Raw genomic sequence first — 21,383 nt, 5'->3', positions numbered from 1 at the left:
ATGGGCTATAGCCAAGCGGTAAGGCAACGGACTTTGACTCCGTCATGCGCTGGTTCGAATCCAGCTAGCCCAGCCATTTACGAGCCATTAGCTCAGTTGGTAGAGCATCTGACTTTTAATCAGAGGGTCGAAGGTTCGAATCCTTCATGGCTCACCATTTTCGCGGAAGTAGTTCAGTGGTAGAATACAACCTTGCCAAGGTTGGGGTCGCGGGTTCGAATCCCGTCTTCCGCTTTATTACTAAGGGGCCTTAGCTCAGCTGGGAGAGCGCCTGCCTTGCACGCAGGAGGTCAGCGGTTCGATCCCGCTAGGCTCCATCTAATAGAAAAGCTTACATCATATGATGTAAGCTTTTTTTGTGTTTAAAAAGACAACTTTCATATTTATCATTTAAAATGGAGAAAACGCGAAAATAAAGGGTGGGGGATAATTGTGAAAGTTGTTATTGCATCTGATTCATATAAAGAAAGCTTAAAAGCTATAGAAGTATGTGAGGCTATTGAAAGAGGTTTTGGAGCAATTTTCCCTAAAGCAGAGTATGTGAAAATACCAATTGGAGATGGAGGAGAAGGAACGGTTGATTCTCTTGTTGATGCTACAGGGGGAAGGATTATATCACTTCATGTGACAGGACCGCTCGGAGAACGTGTACAAGCCTTTTACGGTATGTCTAAAGATAAAAAGACAGCGTTTATTGAAATGGCAGCAGCATCAGGATTACAACATGTTCCGGTTAAAAAGCGAAACCCACTTATTACAACGACGAAAGGAACAGGAGAACTTATACTACATGCGCTAGACGAAGGAGCTGAGCACATTATTTTAGGACTTGGCGGAAGTGCTACAAATGATGGCGGAGCAGGTATGTTGTCAGCTTTAGGGGTCAGGTTTATAAATGAAAAAGGGGAAGTAATAGAGCCATCTGGAGGGACGTTACGTTCGATTGTCGCTATTGACTTTTCGCGAATGGATTCACGCTTAACGCATATAAAGATAGAAGCAGCATGTGATGTAGATAATCCGTTAGTTGGAATAAGGGGAGCATCTTTCGTATTTGGGAAGCAAAAGGGTGCGAATGCAAAGATAATGGAAGAGCTGGATAAGAATTTAAAGCATTATGCGAATATCCTTAAACAATACTTATCTTGCGACGTATCTAAAATACCTGGCGCAGGAGCCGCAGGAGGAATGGGAGCAGCTGTTAGTGCAGTGTTAAAAGGAAACTTGCGGAGAGGAATTGAAATTGTATTAGATTATACAAATTTTGATCAGCATATAGAGGGCGCAGACTTAATTATAACTGGTGAAGGGAGAATAGATGAACAAACAGCATATGGAAAGGCCCCTGTAGGTGTTGCGGAGCGCGCAAAGCATTTTCATATTCCTGTCATTGCTATTGGAGGGTCTGTATCTCCAAATTATCCGGCTGTTCATGAAAAGGGAATTGATGCAGTATTTAGTATTACAGCGAGTCCGATGACGTTAGAAGAGGCATATAAAGTAGCAGAAGAGAATGTTGAAATGACAGCAAAGAATATTGCAGCAGTGTGGAAAATTGCATCAGAAAAACACTTCTAAATGTAGGAGTGTTTTTTATTATTATCTAATAATAATGATGATAGTTGTTTCATTAAGTTAACTTTATACATAGAATAGTCTTAACATTTGGGTTTTAAACCGGATATAAGTGAATAATTTGTATATCCATACAGAAAAATGTCGAGTTGAGTCAGACTATATAAAAGATTTAAAATATTTAGTGAAGGCACAGAAGGGGGAGACTAGCTATGAAAAAAGAAATCTCAGTTATTGGAGTTCCAATGGATTTAGGACAGATGCGTCGCGGGGTAGATATGGGGCCAAGCGCAATCCGTTATGCAGGCGTAATTGAAAGAATTGAAGAAATTGGATATGACGTTAAAGATATGGGAGATATATGTATAGAGAGAGAAAGAGAAGTAGATGTAAATACAAGCTTAAGAAACCTTACACAAGTCGCAACTGTATGTAACGAATTAGCAAGTAAGGTAGATCATATTATAGAAGAAGGACGTTTTCCACTTGTATTAGGTGGCGACCATAGTATCGCTATTGGTACATTAGCTGGTGTTGCGAAACATTATAAAAACTTAGGTGTTATTTGGTATGATGCACATGGTGATTTAAATACAGAAGAAACTTCACCATCTGGAAATATTCATGGTATGTCACTTGCTGCAAGTTTAGGGTATGGACATCCCGCGCTTGTAGATTTATACGGGGCATATCCAAAGGTGAAAAAAGAGAACGTTGTAATTATCGGTGCACGTGCATTAGATGAAGGAGAAAAAGACTTTATTCGCAATGAAGGCATTAAAGTGTTCTCAATGCACGAGATTGATCGTATGGGTATGACGGCTGTTATGGAAGAAACAATCGCATATTTATCTCATACTGATGGTGTGCATTTATCATTAGATTTAGATGGTCTTGATCCTCATGATGCACCAGGAGTTGGAACACCTGTAATTGGTGGTTTATCTTATCGTGAAAGCCATTTAGCAATGGAAATGTTAGCGGAAGCTGATATTGTTACATCTGCTGAGTTTGTTGAGGTAAATACGATTTTAGATGAGCGAAATAGAACGGCAACAACAGCGGTTGCTTTAATGGGTTCTTTGTTCGGTGAAAAACTAAAATAAATGTAAGAAAAGCAACTGAGAAGTTGCTTTTTTTATTTGAAAATAGGCGTATAATAATGATTGATATTATACTGTACGATAATAATATTTGACATCTTACCAATTTAGACTAAAGGGGGGTTTTTGTAATTGTTGTTTGTTTCATGTATGGTATAATTAACTAGTTGTTGGAAATACATACAGATAGAGCATAAAACAATATTTCAATATATGGATAGAATTGCTCGTAAGTAGGAGGAAGGGTTAGCATGCCTTTTGAAGATACGACCATTTTGAAATATCTTAGTACGGTATTAGATATTGCCGTTGTATGGTTTATTATATATAAGCTAATTCTCATAATCCGAGGGACGAAAGCTGTTCAACTTTTAAAAGGGATTACAGTAATTATTGTCGTTCGGATGATTAGTATTTTCCTTGAATTGCATACGCTATATTGGCTGACTGAGCAAGTATTAACGTGGGGATTTTTAGCCGTTATTATTATTTTCCAGCCAGAATTGCGAAGAGCACTTGAGCAGCTAGGACGCGGGAGTTTGTTTTCGCGTGTTGGAACTCATGAGGATGATGAACCTGAAATCGTTGCAACAGCGATAGCGAAATCAACGGAATATATGGGAAAACGTAGAATTGGTGCATTAATTACTTTGTCAAAAGAGACGGGTATGGGTGATTATGTGGAAACGGGTATTCCGCTAAATGCAAACGTATCATCGGAATTACTCATTAATATTTTCATTCCAAACACACCTCTTCACGATGGCGCAGTAATTATGCAAGGAAGTACCATTAAAGCTGCAGCTTGTTATCTTCCGTTATCGGAAAGTCCATTTATCTCTAAGGAGTTAGGAACTAGGCATCGCGCTGCAATGGGAGTTAGTGAAGTTACTGATAGTATTACAGTAGTTGTGTCGGAAGAAACAGGCCAAATTTCCTTAACGAAAAATGGTAAGTTGCATCGTGATTTGAAGACAGAACAACTGAAAGATATGTTGTTGGCTGAATTTAGTGCAAGCGAAAAAACGACTTCTTCGTCTTTATGGAATTGGAGGAGAAAGCGTCATGGATAAGTTAATGGAGAATCATTGGTTTTTAAAGGGGATCTCACTATTATTGGCGTGTATGCTTTTTATGTCAGCGACTTTAACTGAAAAAAATACGACATCAGGGATACTACCTTTTGCAAATGATGCGAAAGAAACATTAACTAATTATGCTATTAACGTTAAGTATGATGAAGAGAAATATATTGTAAGTGGTATTCCGGCAGAGGGCGTCAAGGTGAAATTAGAGGGCCCAAAAGCAGCAGTTGCTACAGCAAAGGCGAAAAAACAATTTGATATACCAGTTGATTTGAGAGATAGCGAAAAAGGAACGTATGAAGTTTCTTTGAAAACGAACGGGCTTCCAGATGATGTAAAAGGAACAGTTCAGCCATCAACAATTAAAATTACTTTACATGAAAAAGCGAAAAAATATGTTCATGTAGATTTAAAATTATCAAATGAGGATCAAATGCCAGCGGGTGCTACTCTTGAAAAATCAAATATTAAACCTGATACGGTTGAGGTAGTTGGAACGAAAGAAGAAATTGAAAGTATTTCATCTGCTAAGGCGTATATTGATTTAAAAGGTGTTAATAAAACAGTTACCAAAACAGCTGAAGTTACATTATACAATAAAGAAGGAAAACGTTTAAATGTAAGAACGAGTCCATCTAAAATTAGTGTAACGTTAAATGTGGCGACGCAAGTTACGGCCAATAATAATACGGAAAAAACTGTCCCTGTAACGTATACGAAAAAGGGGAGTTTGCCAGAAGGATTGGCCGTTACAAATATTAGTGTTGAGCCGCGAGAAGTAACGATAGCAGGTCCAAAAGATGTGTTGGATAATATACAATCGATAGAGGGGGTCGAAGTAGATCTTAGTCAATTGACAGAGTCTACAACATTCGATACCTCTGTTTTATTACCAAAGGGTGTAACAAGTGCAAAACCGAATCAAGTGAAGGTTTCAGTAGGCGTACAAAAAACAAAACAAACGAAAACAAGAACGATTGATGGTATATCGATTCAAAAAAATGGACTTTCTAAAGATGTTACGGCCCAGCTACTTTCGCCGCAAGATGGGAAGATAAGCGTTGATATTTCAGGAGAAACAAGTATAGTAGATAAAATAACAGCTGCTCAAATAACAGCAGCGATTAATCTGCAAAATGTATCTCCGGGAACAAAGGATGTTTCCATTCAAGTGAGCGGTCCTGGTAATATTTCAATAGAACCAAAGCAAAAAAGTGCTAAGGTCACAATTGTGAAGAAAGAAAATCCAGATAAAGAAGTACAGGGGAACGGTGAAAATCCAGATTCAAATCATAACCAAGATAATCAAACTGAAAAACCAAAAAATCCTGAACCTGAACCTAAGCCTGACCCTGAAAAGGAACAGGAACAAAATAAAGATCAAGAAAAAGAAAAAGAAACAAGTCAAGAGCCAACAGTAGATAATCAAAAAGAGCCAGAAAAAGGAGCGAATCATAATGGGTAAATATTTTGGTACAGATGGAGTACGCGGGGTTGCGAACCAGGAGTTAACACCTGAATTAGCGTTCAAAATTGGACGTTTTGGTGGTTATGTATTAACAAAAGATACAGATCGTCCAAAAGTAATTATTGGCCGTGATACACGTATATCAGGACATATGTTAGAAGGAGCTTTAGTAGCAGGTCTATTATCAACTGGAGCAGAAGTAATGCGTCTTGGTGTTATTTCTACACCGGGTGTTGCTTATTTAACAAAAGCGTTAGATGCACAAGCAGGTGTTATGATTTCTGCATCTCATAATCCAGTACAAGATAACGGAATTAAATTCTTCGGTTCAGATGGTTTTAAATTAACAGATGAGCAAGAAGCAGAAATCGAAGCTTTATTAGACAAAGAAGTTGATGAACTGCCACGTCCAACAGGTACGAACCTTGGACAAGTGAGTGATTATTTTGAAGGCGGACAAAAATATTTACAATATATTAAACAAACTGTAGAGGAAGATTTCTCTGGTTTACATATCGCTTTAGATTGTGCGCATGGTGCTACGTCTTCTTTAGCTCCATACTTATTTGCGGATTTAGAGGCTGATATTTCAACAATGGGAACTTCACCAAACGGCATGAACATTAATGATGGAGTAGGTTCTACGCATCCAGAAGTATTAGCTAAATTAGTAAAAGACAAAGGCGCTGATATCGGTCTTGCCTTTGATGGTGATGGTGACCGTTTAATCGCTGTAGATGAAAAAGGAAACATCGTGGATGGCGATCAAATTATGTTTATTTGTGCGAAGTACATGAAAGAAACTGGTCAACTAAAGCATAATACAGTCGTTTCAACAGTTATGAGTAACTTAGGTTTCTACAAAGCACTTGAAGCTAACAATATCACAAGTGATAAAACAGCAGTTGGTGACCGTTACGTAATGGAAGAGATGAAGCGTGGTGGTTACAACTTAGGTGGAGAACAATCGGGTCATATTATCTTACTTGATTACATTACAACTGGTGATGGAATGTTAAGTGCACTTCAACTGGTAAACATCATGAAAATGACGAAAAAACCATTATCTGAGCTTGCAGGTGAGATGACAAAATTCCCACAATTACTAGTAAACGTTCGTGTAACAGATAAAAAACTAGCATTAGAAAATGAAAAAATTAAAGAAATTATTCGTGTTGTAGAGGAAGAAATGAACGGTGATGGCCGCATTCTTGTTCGTCCATCTGGAACAGAACCACTTATTCGTGTAATGGCAGAAGCACCAACACAAGAAGTTTGTGATGCATATGTACATCGCATTGTAGAAGTTGTGAAAGCCGAAGTTGGCGCTGAATAATTAGATAAATTTATTGAAAAGGAGCACAAGAAGTGCTCCTTTTTCATATGTTTTATAGACGATGAAAAAAATTTCATTGACGGTTTATCTATGTTTGTTATAAGATGGTCTTGTTCTTTTTCTCAAAGGAAATATTGTAAAGTATAGAAGCGCCAGAACTACAAGCAGTGTAGTTGACGAGGTGGGGTTTATCGAGATTTCGGCGGATGACTCCCGGTTGTTCATCATAACCGCAAGCTTTTACTTAAATCATTAAGGTGACTTAGTGGACAAAGGTGAGAGTGTGATGAGAGAAAAGGAACGGATACAAACTAGCTGTATAAGTATATACGGACTTAAACCCAATCGAGAGGAAGGTGAAAGCCGTTACAAGCTTACAGGGCTAGCAATATGTAATCCGTTTTTTAGTATAAATAAAAATGGTATCGGACTATGTCGTTACATGTTCGCAGAGCAATGTAAGCATTTGTAACGGCGACTAAACATGTGTGGAATCGTAGGATTTATTGGAGAGCAAGATGCAAAGGAAATTTTATTAAAAGGTTTAGAAAAGCTAGAATATCGTGGATATGATTCAGCAGGTATTGCAGTACAAACAGAGAACGGTGTTGTTGTATACAAAGAGAAAGGTCGTATTGCAAAACTTCGCGAAATCGTAGATGAGAACGTAGCAGCAAGCGTGGGAATCGGTCACACACGCTGGGCTACACATGGTGTTCCAAGCAAAGTAAACGCGCATCCGCATCAAAGTACATCAAAACGCTTTACACTAGTTCATAACGGTGTAATTGAAAACTATGAATTAGTGAAAAAAGAATATTTACAAGATGTAACGTTCGTAAGTGAAACTGATACAGAGATTATCGTACAGCTTATGGAACAACAAGTGAGCACAGGACTAAGTGTAGAAGAAGCGTTCCGTAATACGCTATCTCTTTTACATGGCTCTTATGCAATCGGATTACTTGATGCTGAAAATCCAAACATGATTTATGTTGCTAAAAACAAAAGCCCGCTATTAGTAGGTGTTGGTGACAACTTTAATGTTGTGGCTAGCGACGCTATGGCGATGTTACAAGTTACAGATCAATTTATTGAATTAATGGATAAAGAAATTGTAATTGTAACGAAAGAAAGTATTACAATTAAAAACTTACAAGGTGAAACGATTGAACGTGCACCGTTTACAGCGGAATTAGACGCAAGTGATATTGAAAAAGGAACATACCCTCATTTCATGCTTAAAGAAATCGATGAGCAACCACTTGTAATCCGTAATATAATTCAAAAGTATCAAGATGAAAATGGTGAGATTGAATTAGATCAAGACATCCGCAATGCGATTTTAGCTAGCGATCGTGTTTACATCATTGCATGTGGAACAAGTTATCACGCAGGTCTTGTTGGAAAACAATTTATCGAGAAGTTTGCAAAAATGCCAGTTGAAGTGCATGTAGCAAGTGAATTCTCTTATAACATGCCATTATTAACAGAAAGACCATTCTTCATTTACATTTCACAAAGTGGTGAAACAGCTGATAGCCGTGCAGTACTTGTACAAACAAATGAAATGGGTCATAAAGCATTAACGATTACAAATGTACCTGGTTCTACGCTTTCTCGTGAAGCCGATTATACACTTGCGTTATACGCGGGACCAGAAATCGCAGTTGCATCAACGAAAGCTTACACAGCACAACTTGCAGTACTTTCAATTTTAGCTGCGGACATTGCTAAAGCAAAAGGCGAAGTTCTTGATTTCGATTTAACACACGAATTAGGACTTGTAGCAAATGCAATGATAGAACTTTGTGATCAAAAAGAAGAAATGGACGCATTAGCAAAACAATTTTTAGCAACGACGCGTAACTGTTTCTTCATCGGACGTAGCGTAGATTTCTACGTAGGATTGGAAGGTGCGTTAAAGCTAAAAGAAATCTCTTACATCCAAGCAGAAGGATTTGCTGGAGGAGAATTAAAACACGGTACAATCGCCTTAATCGAAAATGGTACACCAGTTATCGCACTTGCTACACAAGAGCACGTAAACCTTGGAATTCGTGGTAACGTGAAAGAAGTAGTAGCACGCGGAGCTAACCCATGTATCATCTCAATGAAGGGCTTAGAAATGGAAGGTGACAGCTTCGTATTACCAGCTGTACACGAAGCACTAGCACCGTTAGTAGCAGTTATTCCATTCCAACTTATTTCATACTACGCAGCACTTCACCGCGAGTGTGACGTTGATAAGCCACGTAACTTAGCTAAGTCTGTTACGGTTGAGTAGGAGATTGGTAGGTTAATAAATATAGCCTTAAAATAAATTTACGAATTCGTACCCCTTTAGATATGTTATCTAAAGGGGTATTTTTATGCCGAAAAAGAACATCGAAAATTGGTAAGTGGATAGAACCCTATAGATTAAATTTTTACTTTATCAGATTCACTTTTATTTATCTGAATTTTCCATTATCATTTTAAGTATTCGTGAACAATTTCCTTTATTACGACAAGAAGAGACGATAGATTCATGGACATTACAAGGGGGCTTATTAATGAAAGTGAAAGCAAAAACATATTTAAGTATAGAAGAGATTATTTCATTACCGGCCGTATCAAGTACAAACATAAGTGATGATGGCAAAAACGTAGCGTTTGTTAAGAAGAGCGCTAACTGGAAAGACAATATATATAGAAATCATGTATGGATATATGAAACAGATAAAGGGCAGAGTTACCCAATAACAACTGGAGATATAGATAGTACACATCCATTATGGTCTCCAGATTCTAAGACTATTGCATACCTTAGCCCAGCTGGTGACGAGGGTAATAAAAATCAGATCTTTGTTAAGTCAATAGACGGTTGTAGTGAGGTTCAAATGACTGATCAGGAAGAAGGGATTAGTACATTTAAATGGGATCCTACTGGTAAAGGTTTTTATTATATTGCACAGTCAAAAGAATGTGAGGAAATAAAGAAACGTAAGGAACGATATGGAGATTTCCAACATGTAGGTAAGGAACATCGGAATAATTGTTTATACTACATTGAGATAGAAAAAGCGATACAAAATGATAAAGAGGAACGCGAGATTAAAAATGTTTATCAATTAACGGATGATAAGGATTTTTATATACATAACTTTGATATTTCAAATGATTGGAAAAAGGTTGTATGTATGGCTACACCAAGCTTAAACGATTATATGAATGGTGATCTATACATATTAGATGTTGAAGCTGGGGAACGACAAAAGATGAATGTAGATAAGTTGTTGGGCGGTAGCGTCTGCTTTTCTCCCGAGGGCAGTAAAATATGTTACGCAGCAAGCATAAGAGAGAAGGATTACTATAGAAATCATATACAAGATAGTACAGTAGAGATATATGATCTGAATACTGGAGAAATAATTCAACCTTTAACAAATTTTGATAGTACGGTTATGCCATTACAGTGGACAGCTAAAGGAATTTTAATTAGATGGCAGGATAAAACGAATTACCGTATTGGCTTGTTATGTGAGGATGGCACTGTGGAGGTGTTAAGCAAAACGTTAGATGGTTTTATAATGGATGCCTCTATAACAAGAGATGGCAATCATATAACATATACTAAGGCTATAACAAATGAAACCTTTGAAATCTATTTGGATGATAAAAAAATAACGAATGAAAATAGCTTTTTCGAAGGCAAGCTTAAAAGTAACAGAGAAATCATTTCATGGAGAAGTAGTGATGGTCTTGAAATAGAAGGTGTTTTATCAACCCCAGTAGAGTTTGAGGCAAATAAAAAATATCCCTTATTAGTAGTAATCCATGGTGGTCCGAATTGGGGGTCCTTTCCGATATTTTCAGACTGTTTTAATGAGAAATATCCGATTGAACAGTTTATCGAAAAGGGCTTTATCGTTTTAGAGCCAAACTATAGAGGAAGTTCTGGTTATGGTAATGAATTTTTACAAGCAAACTATAGAAAACAAGGATTTGCTGATTATGATGATATTATATCTGGAGTGGATGCACTAGTTGAAAAAGGGATGGTAGATAAAGATAGAGTAGGAGTTATGGGATGGAGTAACGGAGGATATATATCTGCTTTCTGTTCTACATTTAGTGATAGATTTAAAGCTATCTCAGTTGGGGGCGGAATCACTAACTGGAGTACCCATTATGTAAATACAGATATCCCTTACTTTATTAGCATGTATTTAGGAAATACTCCATGGAATGATCCGGATATATATAAGAAAACATCACCAATGACATATATTAAATCAGCCTGTACGCCTACGTTAATTCAACATGGAGAAAAGGGTGTAAGAATTCCAATTGCAAATGCATATGAGCTATATGAAGGATTAAGAGATATGGAAGTTGATACAGAATTAATTATATTTAAAGGAATGGCATATAGTTCTGATCAGCCAGGAATGAATGTAGCTATTATGAAGCAGAACTTGATGTGGTTTTCCCACTATATTCTTGGAGAAAGTATGGAGGGCTTTCGTACTATATAATGAATATTCGTACAGGGATTTTCCGTTGTGCAATCGGGTCAGATTGTTGTAAACTGTATGCAAACCATTATGATTATAAGGAAACGTAATTCGGAGGACTAATATGACAGCGAATAAAAATGAGTTATCTGTAGAACAACGTGAAGAACTATTAAAAGTATTACAAGCTCGTTTTGAGAAAAACATGAATCGCCATGAAGGTCTTGAATGGGCTAAAGTTGAAGCAAAGCTAGCTACTAATAATGAAAAATTATGGTCAATTCATGAAATGGAAGTAACTGGCGGTGAGCCGGATGTTGTTGGTTATGATGAAGAGAAGGACGAGTATACTTTCTATGATTGTTCAAAGGAGAGTCCTAAAGGTCGCAGAAGTTTTTGTTATGATCTTGAAGCGTTAGAGTCAAGAAAAAAACATAAACCAGAAAATAACGTTATTGATGTAGCAAATGCTATGGGTATTGAATTATTAACGGAAGAACAATATCGAGAGTTGCAACAGCTTGGGGATTTCGATATGAAATCATCAAGCTGGGTACAAACGCCTTCAGATATTAGAGAACTCGGAGGTGCTCTATTTTGCGATTATCGCTTCGGACACGTTTTTGTGTACCACAATGGAGCAGATTCATACTATGCTGCTAGAGGATTTCGCGGTTCGTTAAGAGTTTAAATTTGGAGTAAATAAGAAAAAGAGCCTATACGTAGGCTCTTTTTCTTATTTATATTTTAAAAGTAAACTGTTACTACGCAGTTTTACTTAATTTATATGCTTCATGGTTGTTTTTACGGAAAAGTTTAGGGAAAACATAGCCATCTAATCCAATACGTCCAGCATTATGACCTGCAACTAAAATGAACATAGTTAAAATAAGTAAATTTGGGTTTACACTAACAGTTCCACTTAGTAAAAATGAAAGATTCATTATAATTCCAAAGAATGCAGCAGTTTTTGTTAATCCGCCTAAAATTAAACCTAGACCTACTAAAATTTCTCCCCATTGAACTAAAAAGCTAAATAGGTCTGCGTTTGGAAGAACAAAGTGTTGAAGGAAATCTGCCCACCAAGTTTGTACGGCAGGGTGGTCACCTGATGCCTGAGCAATAGCGCCCTTTAGAAAACCACTTGCATCAAAAGATTGTCCGAAAACTTTACCTATCCCAGCAGCGAGCCATGCATATCCTATGTAAAATCTTAAAAATAATAATATGAAAGCAGCACGTTTATCAGTTCTTAAAAAATTGATAACCATTGAAATCCCTCCAATATTTTATTTACATGTTTATTATATATCCATTGTGAAAAAATTCACAATGGATAAAGTGTGAACAAAAATTATGATTTTTCATTTGTACATAAAATATTTGGAAATGTATTGTTTGGAGAGTGAATAATACATGAAGGGAGCTCTCCACTAAAATAGGTAGCGCCCTTCATGTATGTTCTTTTAAGTAGCTACTATTAGTTTAGCTTGTCTTTTCCTTATTATTTCTCTGGTTTTATATAAGGAACAATTTGTGCAGTAACGCCTACAGAAGCACCGCGGATAAAGTCTTGGTTTTCTAAAGCCTTAAAGTTTTCTGTTTTTCCTGTTAGCATAACACCTAAGATTTTCACTTGATCGAATGATTTATTTTCGTTTGACTTTAAAAATTTTTGAATGTCCTTGTCATACCCATCATTATATTTTTTAAGGGAATCAAAGAACCCTTTGTACGATTCTTCGGGAGGGGTTCCTGGCTCAAATCCGTAAACGGGCATACCGGCAGGACCTCCGCTTTCATCTCTAATAGGTGAGACCATATATAGCCATACGATATTTAAGTTATCCGGTATTTTGGTTTGAATTTCTTTTAATGTATAAGGTTGATCGAAAGAGATAGCGACTTCCGCAACATAGTTTTCCATTTTGGAAACTGCACTTAATTCATTTTTGACTCCATCGTAATATTTTTTGATGGCTGGATTATAAAATGTAGCAACTTTATTTTTCGTTTGTTTATCGTAAGTATAAGACTCTGTATTAGATCTACCCCAATGGGTTCCTGGTATTAACTCATTGTAATCGATGTTAGAGCGAAACCAATCGTAAGGGCTTGTCAGTGTATTCCATCGCACTACGTAACCATTAATATTTTTAGAACGATTTGATGTGATATTGCCACCAAACATAGATGAACTACTCGTTACTTGAGAATCAATTTGTACATTTGGTTCTGCAATTGCGTTATGTAAAAAGAGTTTTTCATGAAGCTTCGTAGAGCTTTTCGCTGCGAAGTAATTGCCAACTTTATAAAGTATAGGGATAAGTATGATTACAACGATCATAGAGGTAATGATGCTTTTAAATAACTGTTTCCTTTTAGCTTTTTTTAATGCACCTTTTAAAGAAGTATCCATTAACAGTTTCCTCCTATTTTTGAATGAATGGCTTTACGTGCGCGATGTAATTTTTGTTTAACGCTGTTTACTTGAATATCTAGTATTAGGGCGATTTCCTCATATGAAAAGTTGTAGTAGTACTTTAAAAAGAAGGCTTCTTTATATTCTAGTTTTATATCTTTTAATAGATAGAAAATCTCATCTTTATTTAAAACAGCATCCAGTTCTCGGTCTGTATATTGTAATTTTGAATAAATCTCTTCAGTTAAATAGATGTTTTGTTGCTCCTTTTTTCTCTTCAAGTCAATGTATTCGTTTAATGCGACTCTGAAAAACCATGGACGTATGTTGCTCTCGGTTAGATCATCTAGCAATGTGTATACTTTATAGAAGGTATTTTGGATGATGTCTTCTGCATCTTCTTTTATAGCCCCTTTCGCTAGTAGTAGTTTGAACACTTCCTCTCCTAAATTGATAAGATAGGAGGTCAATATATTTTCTTTTCCCATCACTTTTCCTCCCTACACTTATACAACGGATAGGTAATGATAAATGTATACACTTAAATTAAAATTTTGTCCTTTATACAAATAGAAAAGGCATATAACAATCCTATGTTATATGCCTTTTCTATTATATATTTAGTAATCTATTTCGGTAATGCAAATTTAGCTTTTTTACCTTGTGAAATATCTTTAGCTTCTTTATTTCTCATAGGTCCTAACTCAATCTCAAAGCTTTTGTCTTTCCAAATCTTTTCATACTGCTCTTGATCTAATATATAGACTTGTAGTAACTCTCCAGATGTTCCAGTTTTAACTGCAGCATTATAGTCGTAATTTAGTAGCATACCTTCATTAATCGTATATTGTGTACCATCATTCACTCTTAAGGTAGAGCTTATAGGAGATAATGAAACGTCTTGAGTATCTTTGTTATCAAGCTTGAATTTCACTGTTAATAGAACAATTCCATTTTTGAAATTTGCAAAGCGTGGAGCTTCGACGGAATTTGGTGTGAATTGAGTAAATTGGTATCCGTCTAATGTAATGTTAACAGCGCCTAATTCTTGGCTGTTATTAATACTTGATTTCTCTTTTAACATTTTTTTATCGCCCATGTTATTAGCTGTAGCTTTATCTTGGTAGAAAGTGTTATTTGTTGCAACTTTTTCAGCACCTTGTTTGTTTAAACTTAATGAAAAGCTTCCAGGGCTTCCGATTGGAGCATCAAACTTTCCTTTATTCGCTTGTGCAGTTGGGACTGTGACGGAGACTGTTGAGAGACTTGAAATTTTCGCTAAATCATCTTTTCCGAATGGATAAGCGATATAACCAGAAATAGTTTCTCCTGCTTTTACTAAGTAATCATTCATTGGAGCAAGCTTAGTTGGGAGCTGGTCTTCTTTTGGAATTAAGTCTTTATAGTTACTATATGTTTTCTGCGCACCAGTAAATGACATGTCCAATGCTGGCATATAATAAATATCTTTAGCTGAACTATTTTTTACGCTGTAGTTCACAAGAATAACTCCGCCCTCTGTTTGACGATTAAACGGAATGTCGAAGTTTGTATGGAATCCATTTAATTCAACTAATGTATAACTGTTCATTGATACTGAAACATCCTCACCTTTATAAACTTGTGGTTCCTTATTTTCAAAAAGGACTTTTGTTTTACCACCTGTTTCTTTTTCCATATAGGAAATCAGCTTAGAGTAATCACTTGAGCTAGTAGCTGTATTTTCAGGCTTTTTCTCTGCAGTTTTTTTATCTTCGGATTTTTTTTCTTCAGGTTTATTTTCTTTCGTTGTATCCGTTTTTTCTGCGTTGCTTTCTTTTGTTGTATTTTCTTTTTGTTCTTTATTTGTCGTATCGCTTTGACCACAGCCGGTCATTACAAACGCTGCTACGATTACTGTAGAAAATAAAGAAAGTAATTTTTTTGACATGTTTCTTCCCCCTATTTGTTTACAACTAGTTGAGTCTGTATAATCAGACCGTTTACAACTCCCACATTAGTCCCACATTTTATTATAAAAAATAGAGCCAGTATTTACCAGCTTTTTTCGGATTATTTTAATTATTTAGTTATTGTAATATATTAAAATTAGTAGAAGGTCGGCATGGAATATTGACTTTTATTTTTTTATCATTTGAAATATTTCATCATATTGGTATGATAGAAATAGAGATATATGGAAAGGGGACAAGGACTTAATATGTGGATGAGCTTGTAATGATTAGAAACTAGATAGATAAATTTTTCTCTCATAAGTGAGGGTTTATTTAGTTATCTGTAAATCATTCAAGGACTGCATATTTGGCTTGTACATCCCTTTTGTAAGGATAATGTGTAGGGAAATTCATATCTCTTATATAAAGTATGCGTCCTTTAAACCTGGAGGGGTATATGATGAATCAATTAAAAAATAAAATAGCAGTTGTTACAGGTGTAAGTCGTCTAGATGGTATAGGTGCAGCGATTTGTAAAGAATTAGCTGAAGCAGGATACGACATATTTTTTACGTATTGGACAGCGTACGATAAAGAGATGCCGTGGGGCGTTGATCAAAGTGAACAAATACAATTAAAAGAAGAGTTACTAAAAAGCGGTGTGAAAGTATCGAGTTTGGAGTTAGATTTAACTCAGAGTGATGCACCGAAAGAGCTTATAAATAAAGTTACTGAACAATTAGGGTACCCTCATATATTAATTAATAATGCAGCGTATTCTAAGAATAATGATTTCTCTAATTTGACTGCTGAAGAATTAGATAAGCATTACATGGTAAATGTTCGTGCGACTACGTTGTTAAGTAGTCAATTTGCCCAAGGGTTTGATAAGAAATCTGGTGGTAGAATTGTGAATATGACGTCGGGACAATTTAAAGGACCTATGGCAGGAGAATTAGCGTATGCAACAACGAAGGGAGCTATTGATGCTCTTACGAGTACTTTGTCAGCTGAGGTAGCTCATCTAGGAATAACAGTGAATGCAATTAATCCAGGTCCAACTAGTACAGGATGGATGACCGAGGAGATAAAGCAAGGATTAAAGCCGATGTTTCCTTTTGGTAGAATTGGTGAGCCAAAGGATGCAGCAAGACTCATTAAGTTTTTAGTAAGTGAAGAAGCAGAGTGGATTACGGGACAAGTTATTCATTCTGAAGGTGGATTTAAAAGGTAAAAAGAAGGTATCTCACCCTGGTGAGATACCTTCTTTTTTAATCTTTCTTCAACCTTCGTGCAACACCGTTGCCTAAAGACTGTAGCCCTTGAACGAGGATAATTAAAATAAAGACGGTTGCATACATGACTTCAGGTTCGTAGCGTAAGTGTCCGAATCGATATGCTAAATCACCAAGACCGCCAGCACCTACAAGTCCAGCCATTGCTGTTGCACCAATTAGGCCAATTGTTGCAATTGTTAAGCCAAGTACAAGGGAGGGACGAGCTTCTTTCACCATAACGTGCCAAATAATTTTTATAGTAGAAACTCCCATTGCTTGGTAAGCTTCAATAACACCACGATCCACTTCTAATAAAGCTGTCTCCATTAATCGTGCGATATAAGGAGCTGTGAATACGACAAGCGGTACGATAACACCTTGCACGCCAATGGATGTTCCCATTAGAAACTTTGTAAAAGGTAAAATGAAGAATAATAGAATGATAAATGGAAGAGAGCGAATGATATTAATAATTGTATTAAGAATTGGATAAATGATTTTATTTTCGTGCTGTCCACCAGGTCTCGTTAAAACAAGTGTGACACCAAGTGGTAGCGCAATAAGGATAGAGATGAATAGTGAAATAGATGTCATTTGAAATGTTTGAATGGTTGCTTCCCATATGACTTTACCCCATTCATCCAAAAAGGACTTGTTTCCCATGATCTGTTCTACCTCCTTCTACGATGATCCCTTGCTCTTGTAAAAATGATAAAGCGCGGGCTACTTCAGTTTTTTCACCTTGCATATGAATGATCAGTTTCCCATATGCTTCATGTTTTAACTGTGTAATATTACCGGATAAAATATTCGGATACACTTGAAAACGTTTTGTAGCGATAGCTAACGCTGGTTCGCCAGAAGAGTTTCCTATAAATGAAAGTGTTACGATTTCTCCGGTTCTTTGTAGCTCTTTCTGTACGTCTTCTGGAATCTTCGCTGCAAATGCACTATTTACAAATTTCTTCGTTGTTACATGTTGTGGGTTTGTGAAGATATCCTTCACAGTCCCGCTTTCGACTACTGCTCCATGTTCCATAACAGCAACTCGGTCACATATACGCTGGATGACATTCATTTCATGTGTAATTAATAAAATTGTGATCCCGATTTCTTCGTTAATCTTTAATAATAGATCAAGAATAGATTCCGTTGTTTCTGGGTCTAAAGCGCTCGTTGCTTCGTCACTTAATAACACTTCTGGTTCATGTGATAGTGCACGTGCAATGGCAACACGTTGTTTCTGACCACCAGAAAGTTCACTCGGATAGGCATCTTTTCGATTGAAAAGATCGACAATGCGTAAATACTTTTCTACCCTTTTTTCAATTTCATTTTTTGGAAGACCAGATAGGCGTAAAGGTAATGCGATATTTTCATAAACTGTCACGGTTTTAAGCAAATTGAATCCTTGAAAAATCATCCCGATTTTTTGTCTCGATTTTGCTAGTTCTTTTGCTGATAAAGTTGTTAAGTCTTGGCCGTTTACAATGATATTTCCTGTCGTTGGTTTTTCTAATAAATTTACACATCGAATTAATGTACTTTTACCAGCGCCACTATATCCAATGATTCCAAATACTTCGCCCTTTTTTACTTGAAGGGAAGTAGACCTAAGTGCTTCTACATTCCCTTGTTTTGTTGTAAATACTTTGGATACATTTTTTAATTCAATCATTATCCTCAGCTCCTACCAAGACGGTAAAACAGAACCATCAAATTTTTTCTCGATAAATTCTTTTACTTCTTTAGATTGATAAGCTTTCTTTAATTTATTTACAACAGCATCATCTTTATTTTCAGTACGAACAACAACCCAGTTCACATATGGTGAATCTTTTCCTTCACGGAAGATAGAATCTTTCGCAGGGCTTAATTTTGCACCTAATGCAAAATTTGTATTAATTGCAGCTGCTTTCACTTCACTTAGTTGTGTCGGTAATTGAGATGCCTCTAATTCAACAATCTTTAAATTTTTTGGATTTTCAATGACATCTTTCGCAGTCGCTTTTTCTGTCGCCTTTGGATCTACTTTTAAAACTCCTGCTTTTTCAAATAGCTTTAAAGCTCGAAGTTCATTCGTTGGATCATTTGGCACAGCAATCGCATCGCCCTCTTTTAAGTCTTTTACATCCTTTATGTCTTTAGAATATACGCCCATAGGGAATGTTACAGTTGAAAATACTTCCGTTAATTTCATATTACGTTCCGCTTTAAATACGTCTAAATATGATTTCGTTTGATAGCTATTTACATCGAGACTTTTTTCATCTAGGGATACGTTTGGTGCTACATAATCATTAAATACTTTTACATCAATCTCGAGACCGTCTTTCGCTGCCACTTCTTTCACCTTTTCAAAAATTTGTTCATGCGGTCCACCCGTTACGCCGACAGTAATCTTTTTCTCATCTAATGCTTTTACCTCTTTATCGGAATTAGCACCACATGCACCTAACAATAATACCGCTCCACTTACAATGCTCAATAATACTTTTTTCATCTATAGTACCCCCTTCATATACGTTCCAAAATAAAAAGCACCTCTCAAACATAAGAGAGGTGCCGAATAGACAAAATAGGATCCTCTCTTATCTGCCAAAACGAAAACTCGTTTTGCAGGAATTAGCACCTTAGCTTATACGTCATAAGCTCGGTTGCCGGGCATCATCGGGCCAGTCCCTCCGCCACTCTTGATAAGAGTATGTGTATGTAGTTTTTTAATATGGTACTAATAGTAAATCTTACAAAAAGAATTGTCAATGTTATTTTCTGAATATATTTTATTTTAAGGTAATCGAAACATTCCCCTTCTTATGTCCCTTTTCCACATATATATGAGCTTCAGCAATTTCTTCTAATCGGTAAGTTCTATCAATAACGGGCTTTAGTTTTTCCGTTTCGACTAGTTTCTTTAATAGAATCATATCGTTTTTACTTACCTTTGCCATCATTCCATTAACAGATACATATTTACCATTGGGTGTTAATGTATTTGTACAAAGGGATTTTTTATACTTCCCAACTGCATCAAATATAATATCGTAGCGCTCGCACCGCTTAGTAAAATCTTCTTTCGTATAATCAATTACTTTATCAGCTCCTAAAGATTGAACGAGTTCGAAATTTGAATTACTACAAACAGCCGTAACGGTCGCACCGAAATATTTAGCAAGTTGTACAGCAGCTGTTCCTACTGAACCAGATGCGCCATATATAAGTACTTGTTGCCCTTTTTTTATACGGCCCTTTCTCAGGAAATGCAATGCTGAAGTTCCACCAAAAGGAATAACGGCAGCTTCTTCATACGTCACATTGGTAGGTTTTAATGTTATTAATCCACTTTCATGTACGCATGTGTATTCGGCATAACCACCGACATTAAGCTCTGTTAATGCAAAAACTTGGTCTCCTTTTTCAAATTGAGTTACATCTGTTCCTATTTCTTCGATTTCACCAGCTAGCTCCACGCCGAGTATAGGTTTTCTTGGTTTTTTAAAACCTAATATAATCCGCATAGGAATCCAAAATAAAAGGGGGCTATTAAAGCCGCGCATTCTACAATCTCCAGTTGTTACACTTGTTGCGTGAATTTTAACTAATACTTCATTCTTTTTTGGAGTAGGTTTCTCTATATTTTGAAGCTGGAGAACGTTCGGTGGTCCATACTGTGTGCAAATGATCGCCTTCATAATGACCTCCTGAAATGAGTTGTTGTTATTTACATCATATTTAAAATCTTTATCAAACATGTCGCTATATAGCGAATAAAGATTAAAAATTATATAGATTTCATAGGAAAAGAGGTGATATTATTTTGGGAAAGGGGGCGACATTATGAAAAAATTTATTTTTATTTCAAGTTTAGTGTTTGCAATCAGTCTAGGTGCAGGGTGTAGTAATGAGAAAACAACAAAGACTGATGAACCGAAAAAAGAAGCTGTGCAGAAAGAAAAAGAATTAGCAGCGAAGGATGTTTTCAAGAAAACGAATGACGCTTTTAAAAATGAAGAACATGTAACGATGACATATGATGTAGAGATAAAAGCTGAAGGAACAGAGATGAATATACTAAAGGCTAAGATGCAATTAGAGCCAAAGAAAAAGAATTCTCGTTCTGAAATGAATATTTCTGGTACAGATGTTGTAGTGTATGCTGTGGATGGTAAAGTTGCGGGAGAGGTGAAAAACCCTAATACAGGAGAAGTTATAACCGTACCAGAGGAGCAGTTAAACGCTGGTGGAATGAAAGCAACTCAAGATATTATAGATAATTTAGAAGTACCAGCAGTAGTTTTAGATAAAATGAAGATGGAGAAAAGCGGGGATAAATATAAACTGAAATTTACATTAAAAGGGCAAGAAACAGAAAGTATGTTAACTAGCATGGATGAAACGCAGAAGAAAATGTTACAAGCACAAAATGCGAAGATAGAAGAAGTATATCATTACAAAAGATTTTAAATATGAATCAGCAAAGATAGACATGATTATGAGTAGTAATGGCAAGGATAAAGCACACATTATTACAAACGCAAAATATACGTCGTATGAAAAGTTTGACCCGATACAATTGCCAGCAGCAAAATGATAGTTTTGATGAGAGAGGGGCCTAAAATAAGGTTTCTCTCTTTTTTATTCATACTTTCTTCTTAAGAAAATAGGTACAATATGAAGAGAAAGA

General features: G+C 36.2%; 18 protein-coding genes, 4 tRNA genes, 1 pseudogene and 1 riboswitch. Of the genes and pseudogenes, 15 read left to right on the top strand and 8 right to left on the bottom strand.

Translation table 11 applies throughout. From position 1 onward, the window contains the following. Position 1 precedes the first annotated feature (1 nt). From F8162_RS21705 to F8162_RS21645, 13 genes are all read left to right on the top strand, one after another. Positions 2–76 (top strand) — tRNA-Gln (locus tag F8162_RS21705). Positions 77–81: 5 nt separating this feature from the next. Next, positions 82–157, top strand: a tRNA-Lys gene (locus F8162_RS21700). Between the two features lie 5 nt (positions 158–162). After that, positions 163–234, top strand: a tRNA-Gly gene (locus F8162_RS21695). Between the two features lie 10 nt (positions 235–244). Next, positions 245–317 (top strand) — tRNA-Ala (locus tag F8162_RS21690). Positions 318–432: 115 nt separating this feature from the next. Next, positions 433–1,578, top strand: a complete 1,146-nt coding sequence (locus F8162_RS21685) for a glycerate kinase (RefSeq protein WP_151635417.1) — start codon at positions 433–435, stop codon at positions 1,576–1,578. A 209-nt stretch (positions 1,579–1,787) separates the two neighbouring features. Further along, positions 1,788–2,681 (top strand): arginase, encoded by an 894-nt coding sequence (rocF, locus tag F8162_RS21680; protein ID WP_151635419.1) that lies wholly within the window; start codon positions 1,788–1,790, stop codon positions 2,679–2,681. 248 nt (positions 2,682–2,929) lie between these two features. Next, positions 2,930–3,751: a diadenylate cyclase CdaA gene (gene cdaA / locus F8162_RS21675; RefSeq protein ID WP_151635421.1), complete on the top strand. Its 822-nt coding sequence runs from the start codon at positions 2,930–2,932 to the stop codon at positions 3,749–3,751. Continuing rightward, entirely contained in the window at positions 3,744–5,228 is a 1,485-nt protein-coding gene (locus F8162_RS21670; protein WP_151635423.1) for a YbbR-like domain-containing protein, read from the top strand. Before cdaA ends, F8162_RS21670 begins: the two co-directional genes overlap by 8 nt. Beyond that, positions 5,221–6,567, top strand: a complete 1,347-nt coding sequence (gene glmM / locus F8162_RS21665; RefSeq protein WP_000521485.1) for a phosphoglucosamine mutase — start codon at positions 5,221–5,223, stop codon at positions 6,565–6,567. The genes F8162_RS21670 and glmM overlap by 8 nt, the downstream gene beginning before the upstream one ends. Positions 6,568–6,853: 286 nt before the next feature. Beyond that, on the top strand, positions 6,854–7,039 hold the full coding sequence (locus tag F8162_RS21660; protein ID WP_001208183.1) for a hypothetical protein: 186 nt from the start codon (positions 6,854–6,856) through the stop codon (positions 7,037–7,039). Positions 7,040–7,051: 12 nt separating this feature from the next. After that, a complete protein-coding gene (gene glmS / locus F8162_RS21655) occupies positions 7,052–8,854 on the top strand; it encodes a glutamine--fructose-6-phosphate transaminase (isomerizing) (RefSeq protein ID WP_151635425.1) in 1,803 nt (600 codons plus the stop codon). A 268-nt stretch (positions 8,855–9,122) separates the two neighbouring features. Continuing rightward, entirely contained in the window at positions 9,123–11,087 is a 1,965-nt protein-coding gene (locus F8162_RS21650) for a S9 family peptidase (RefSeq protein ID WP_151635426.1), read from the top strand. A gap of 103 nt (positions 11,088–11,190) precedes the next feature. Next, a complete protein-coding gene (locus F8162_RS21645; protein ID WP_151635428.1) occupies positions 11,191–11,757 on the top strand; it encodes a DUF4256 domain-containing protein in 567 nt (188 codons plus the stop codon). 73 nt (positions 11,758–11,830) lie between these two features. Here the strand turns inward: F8162_RS21645 and F8162_RS21640 are convergent, their stop codons facing one another. The 4 genes from F8162_RS21640 to F8162_RS21625 form a co-directional block, all read right to left on the bottom strand. Next, positions 11,831–12,337 (bottom strand): DoxX family membrane protein, encoded by a 507-nt coding sequence (locus tag F8162_RS21640; protein ID WP_151635430.1) that lies wholly within the window; start codon positions 12,335–12,337, stop codon positions 11,831–11,833. A gap of 233 nt (positions 12,338–12,570) precedes the next feature. Further along, positions 12,571–13,485, bottom strand: coding sequence for a sigma factor regulator N-terminal domain-containing protein (locus F8162_RS21635; protein WP_151635432.1), 915 nt, complete (start codon positions 13,483–13,485; stop codon positions 12,571–12,573). Continuing rightward, a complete protein-coding gene (locus tag F8162_RS21630; RefSeq protein WP_151635434.1) occupies positions 13,485–13,976 on the bottom strand; it encodes an RNA polymerase sigma factor in 492 nt (163 codons plus the stop codon). The genes F8162_RS21635 and F8162_RS21630 overlap by 1 nt, the downstream gene beginning before the upstream one ends. Before the next feature lie 140 nt (positions 13,977–14,116). Then, positions 14,117–15,418, bottom strand: coding sequence for a DUF5068 domain-containing protein (locus tag F8162_RS21625; protein ID WP_151635435.1), 1,302 nt, complete (start codon positions 15,416–15,418; stop codon positions 14,117–14,119). A 461-nt stretch (positions 15,419–15,879) separates the two neighbouring features. Here F8162_RS21625 and F8162_RS21620 point away from each other — a divergent pair, with 461 nt between their 5' ends. Beyond that, a complete protein-coding gene (locus F8162_RS21620) occupies positions 15,880–16,656 on the top strand; it encodes an SDR family oxidoreductase (protein ID WP_151635437.1) in 777 nt (258 codons plus the stop codon). A gap of 37 nt (positions 16,657–16,693) precedes the next feature. Here the strand turns inward: F8162_RS21620 and F8162_RS21615 are convergent, their stop codons facing one another. From F8162_RS21615 to F8162_RS21600, 4 genes are all read right to left on the bottom strand, one after another. Further along, a complete protein-coding gene (locus F8162_RS21615) occupies positions 16,694–17,362 on the bottom strand; it encodes a methionine ABC transporter permease (RefSeq protein ID WP_000527137.1) in 669 nt (222 codons plus the stop codon). Continuing rightward, positions 17,337–18,377, bottom strand: a complete 1,041-nt coding sequence (locus tag F8162_RS21610) for a methionine ABC transporter ATP-binding protein (protein ID WP_151635439.1) — start codon at positions 18,375–18,377, stop codon at positions 17,337–17,339. The genes F8162_RS21615 and F8162_RS21610 overlap by 26 nt, the downstream gene beginning before the upstream one ends. Before the next feature lie 12 nt (positions 18,378–18,389). Further along, on the bottom strand, positions 18,390–19,202 hold the full coding sequence (locus F8162_RS21605) for a MetQ/NlpA family ABC transporter substrate-binding protein (RefSeq protein WP_131934686.1): 813 nt from the start codon (positions 19,200–19,202) through the stop codon (positions 18,390–18,392). An 85-nt stretch (positions 19,203–19,287) separates the two neighbouring features. Continuing rightward, positions 19,288–19,402: riboswitch (SAM riboswitch) on the bottom strand. Positions 19,403–19,482: 80 nt separating this feature from the next. Beyond that, positions 19,483–20,391: an NAD(P)-dependent alcohol dehydrogenase gene (locus F8162_RS21600; RefSeq protein WP_151635441.1), complete on the bottom strand. Its 909-nt coding sequence runs from the start codon at positions 20,389–20,391 to the stop codon at positions 19,483–19,485. A gap of 145 nt (positions 20,392–20,536) precedes the next feature. On the opposite strand from F8162_RS21600, the pseudogene F8162_RS21595 reads away from it, so the two are divergent. Then, a pseudogene (locus tag F8162_RS21595) lies at positions 20,537–21,290 on the top strand (hypothetical protein). Positions 21,291–21,383: the final 93 nt, after the last annotated feature.

The sequence above is a fragment of the Bacillus sp. CH140a_4T genome, assembly GCF_008923725.1.
In the GTDB taxonomy this organism is placed as follows: Bacteria; Bacillota; Bacilli; order Bacillales; family Bacillaceae_G; genus Bacillus_A.
Note: the sequence above shows the minus strand (reverse complement) of the source record. Positions and strands in the feature narration are given on the sequence as shown.

Coding starts and splice junctions, on each gene's coding strand:
- cdaA (WP_151635421.1), top strand. CDS start 2,930: ATGCCTTTTGAAGATACGACCATTTTGAAATATCTTAGTACGGTATTA.
- F8162_RS21625 (WP_151635435.1), bottom strand. CDS start 15,418: ATGTCAAAAAAATTACTTTCTTTATTTTCTACAGTAATCGTAGCAGCG.
- F8162_RS21605 (WP_131934686.1), bottom strand. CDS start 19,202: ATGAAAAAAGTATTATTGAGCATTGTAAGTGGAGCGGTATTATTGTTA.
- glmM (WP_000521485.1), top strand. CDS start 5,221: ATGGGTAAATATTTTGGTACAGATGGAGTACGCGGGGTTGCGAACCAG.
- F8162_RS21610 (WP_151635439.1), bottom strand. CDS start 18,377: ATGATTGAATTAAAAAATGTATCCAAAGTATTTACAACAAAACAAGGG.
- F8162_RS21650 (WP_151635426.1), top strand. CDS start 9,123: ATGAAAGTGAAAGCAAAAACATATTTAAGTATAGAAGAGATTATTTCA.
- F8162_RS21620 (WP_151635437.1), top strand. CDS start 15,880: ATGATGAATCAATTAAAAAATAAAATAGCAGTTGTTACAGGTGTAAGT.
- rocF (WP_151635419.1), top strand. CDS start 1,788: ATGAAAAAAGAAATCTCAGTTATTGGAGTTCCAATGGATTTAGGACAG.
- F8162_RS21615 (WP_000527137.1), bottom strand. CDS start 17,362: ATGGGAAACAAGTCCTTTTTGGATGAATGGGGTAAAGTCATATGGGAA.
- F8162_RS21670 (WP_151635423.1), top strand. CDS start 3,744: ATGGATAAGTTAATGGAGAATCATTGGTTTTTAAAGGGGATCTCACTA.
- glmS (WP_151635425.1), top strand. CDS start 7,052: ATGTGTGGAATCGTAGGATTTATTGGAGAGCAAGATGCAAAGGAAATT.
- F8162_RS21635 (WP_151635432.1), bottom strand. CDS start 13,485: ATGGATACTTCTTTAAAAGGTGCATTAAAAAAAGCTAAAAGGAAACAG.
- F8162_RS21630 (WP_151635434.1), bottom strand. CDS start 13,976: ATGGGAAAAGAAAATATATTGACCTCCTATCTTATCAATTTAGGAGAG.
- F8162_RS21645 (WP_151635428.1), top strand. CDS start 11,191: ATGACAGCGAATAAAAATGAGTTATCTGTAGAACAACGTGAAGAACTA.
- F8162_RS21600 (WP_151635441.1), bottom strand. CDS start 20,391: ATGAAGGCGATCATTTGCACACAGTATGGACCACCGAACGTTCTCCAG.
- F8162_RS21640 (WP_151635430.1), bottom strand. CDS start 12,337: ATGGTTATCAATTTTTTAAGAACTGATAAACGTGCTGCTTTCATATTA.
- F8162_RS21660 (WP_001208183.1), top strand. CDS start 6,854: ATGAGAGAAAAGGAACGGATACAAACTAGCTGTATAAGTATATACGGA.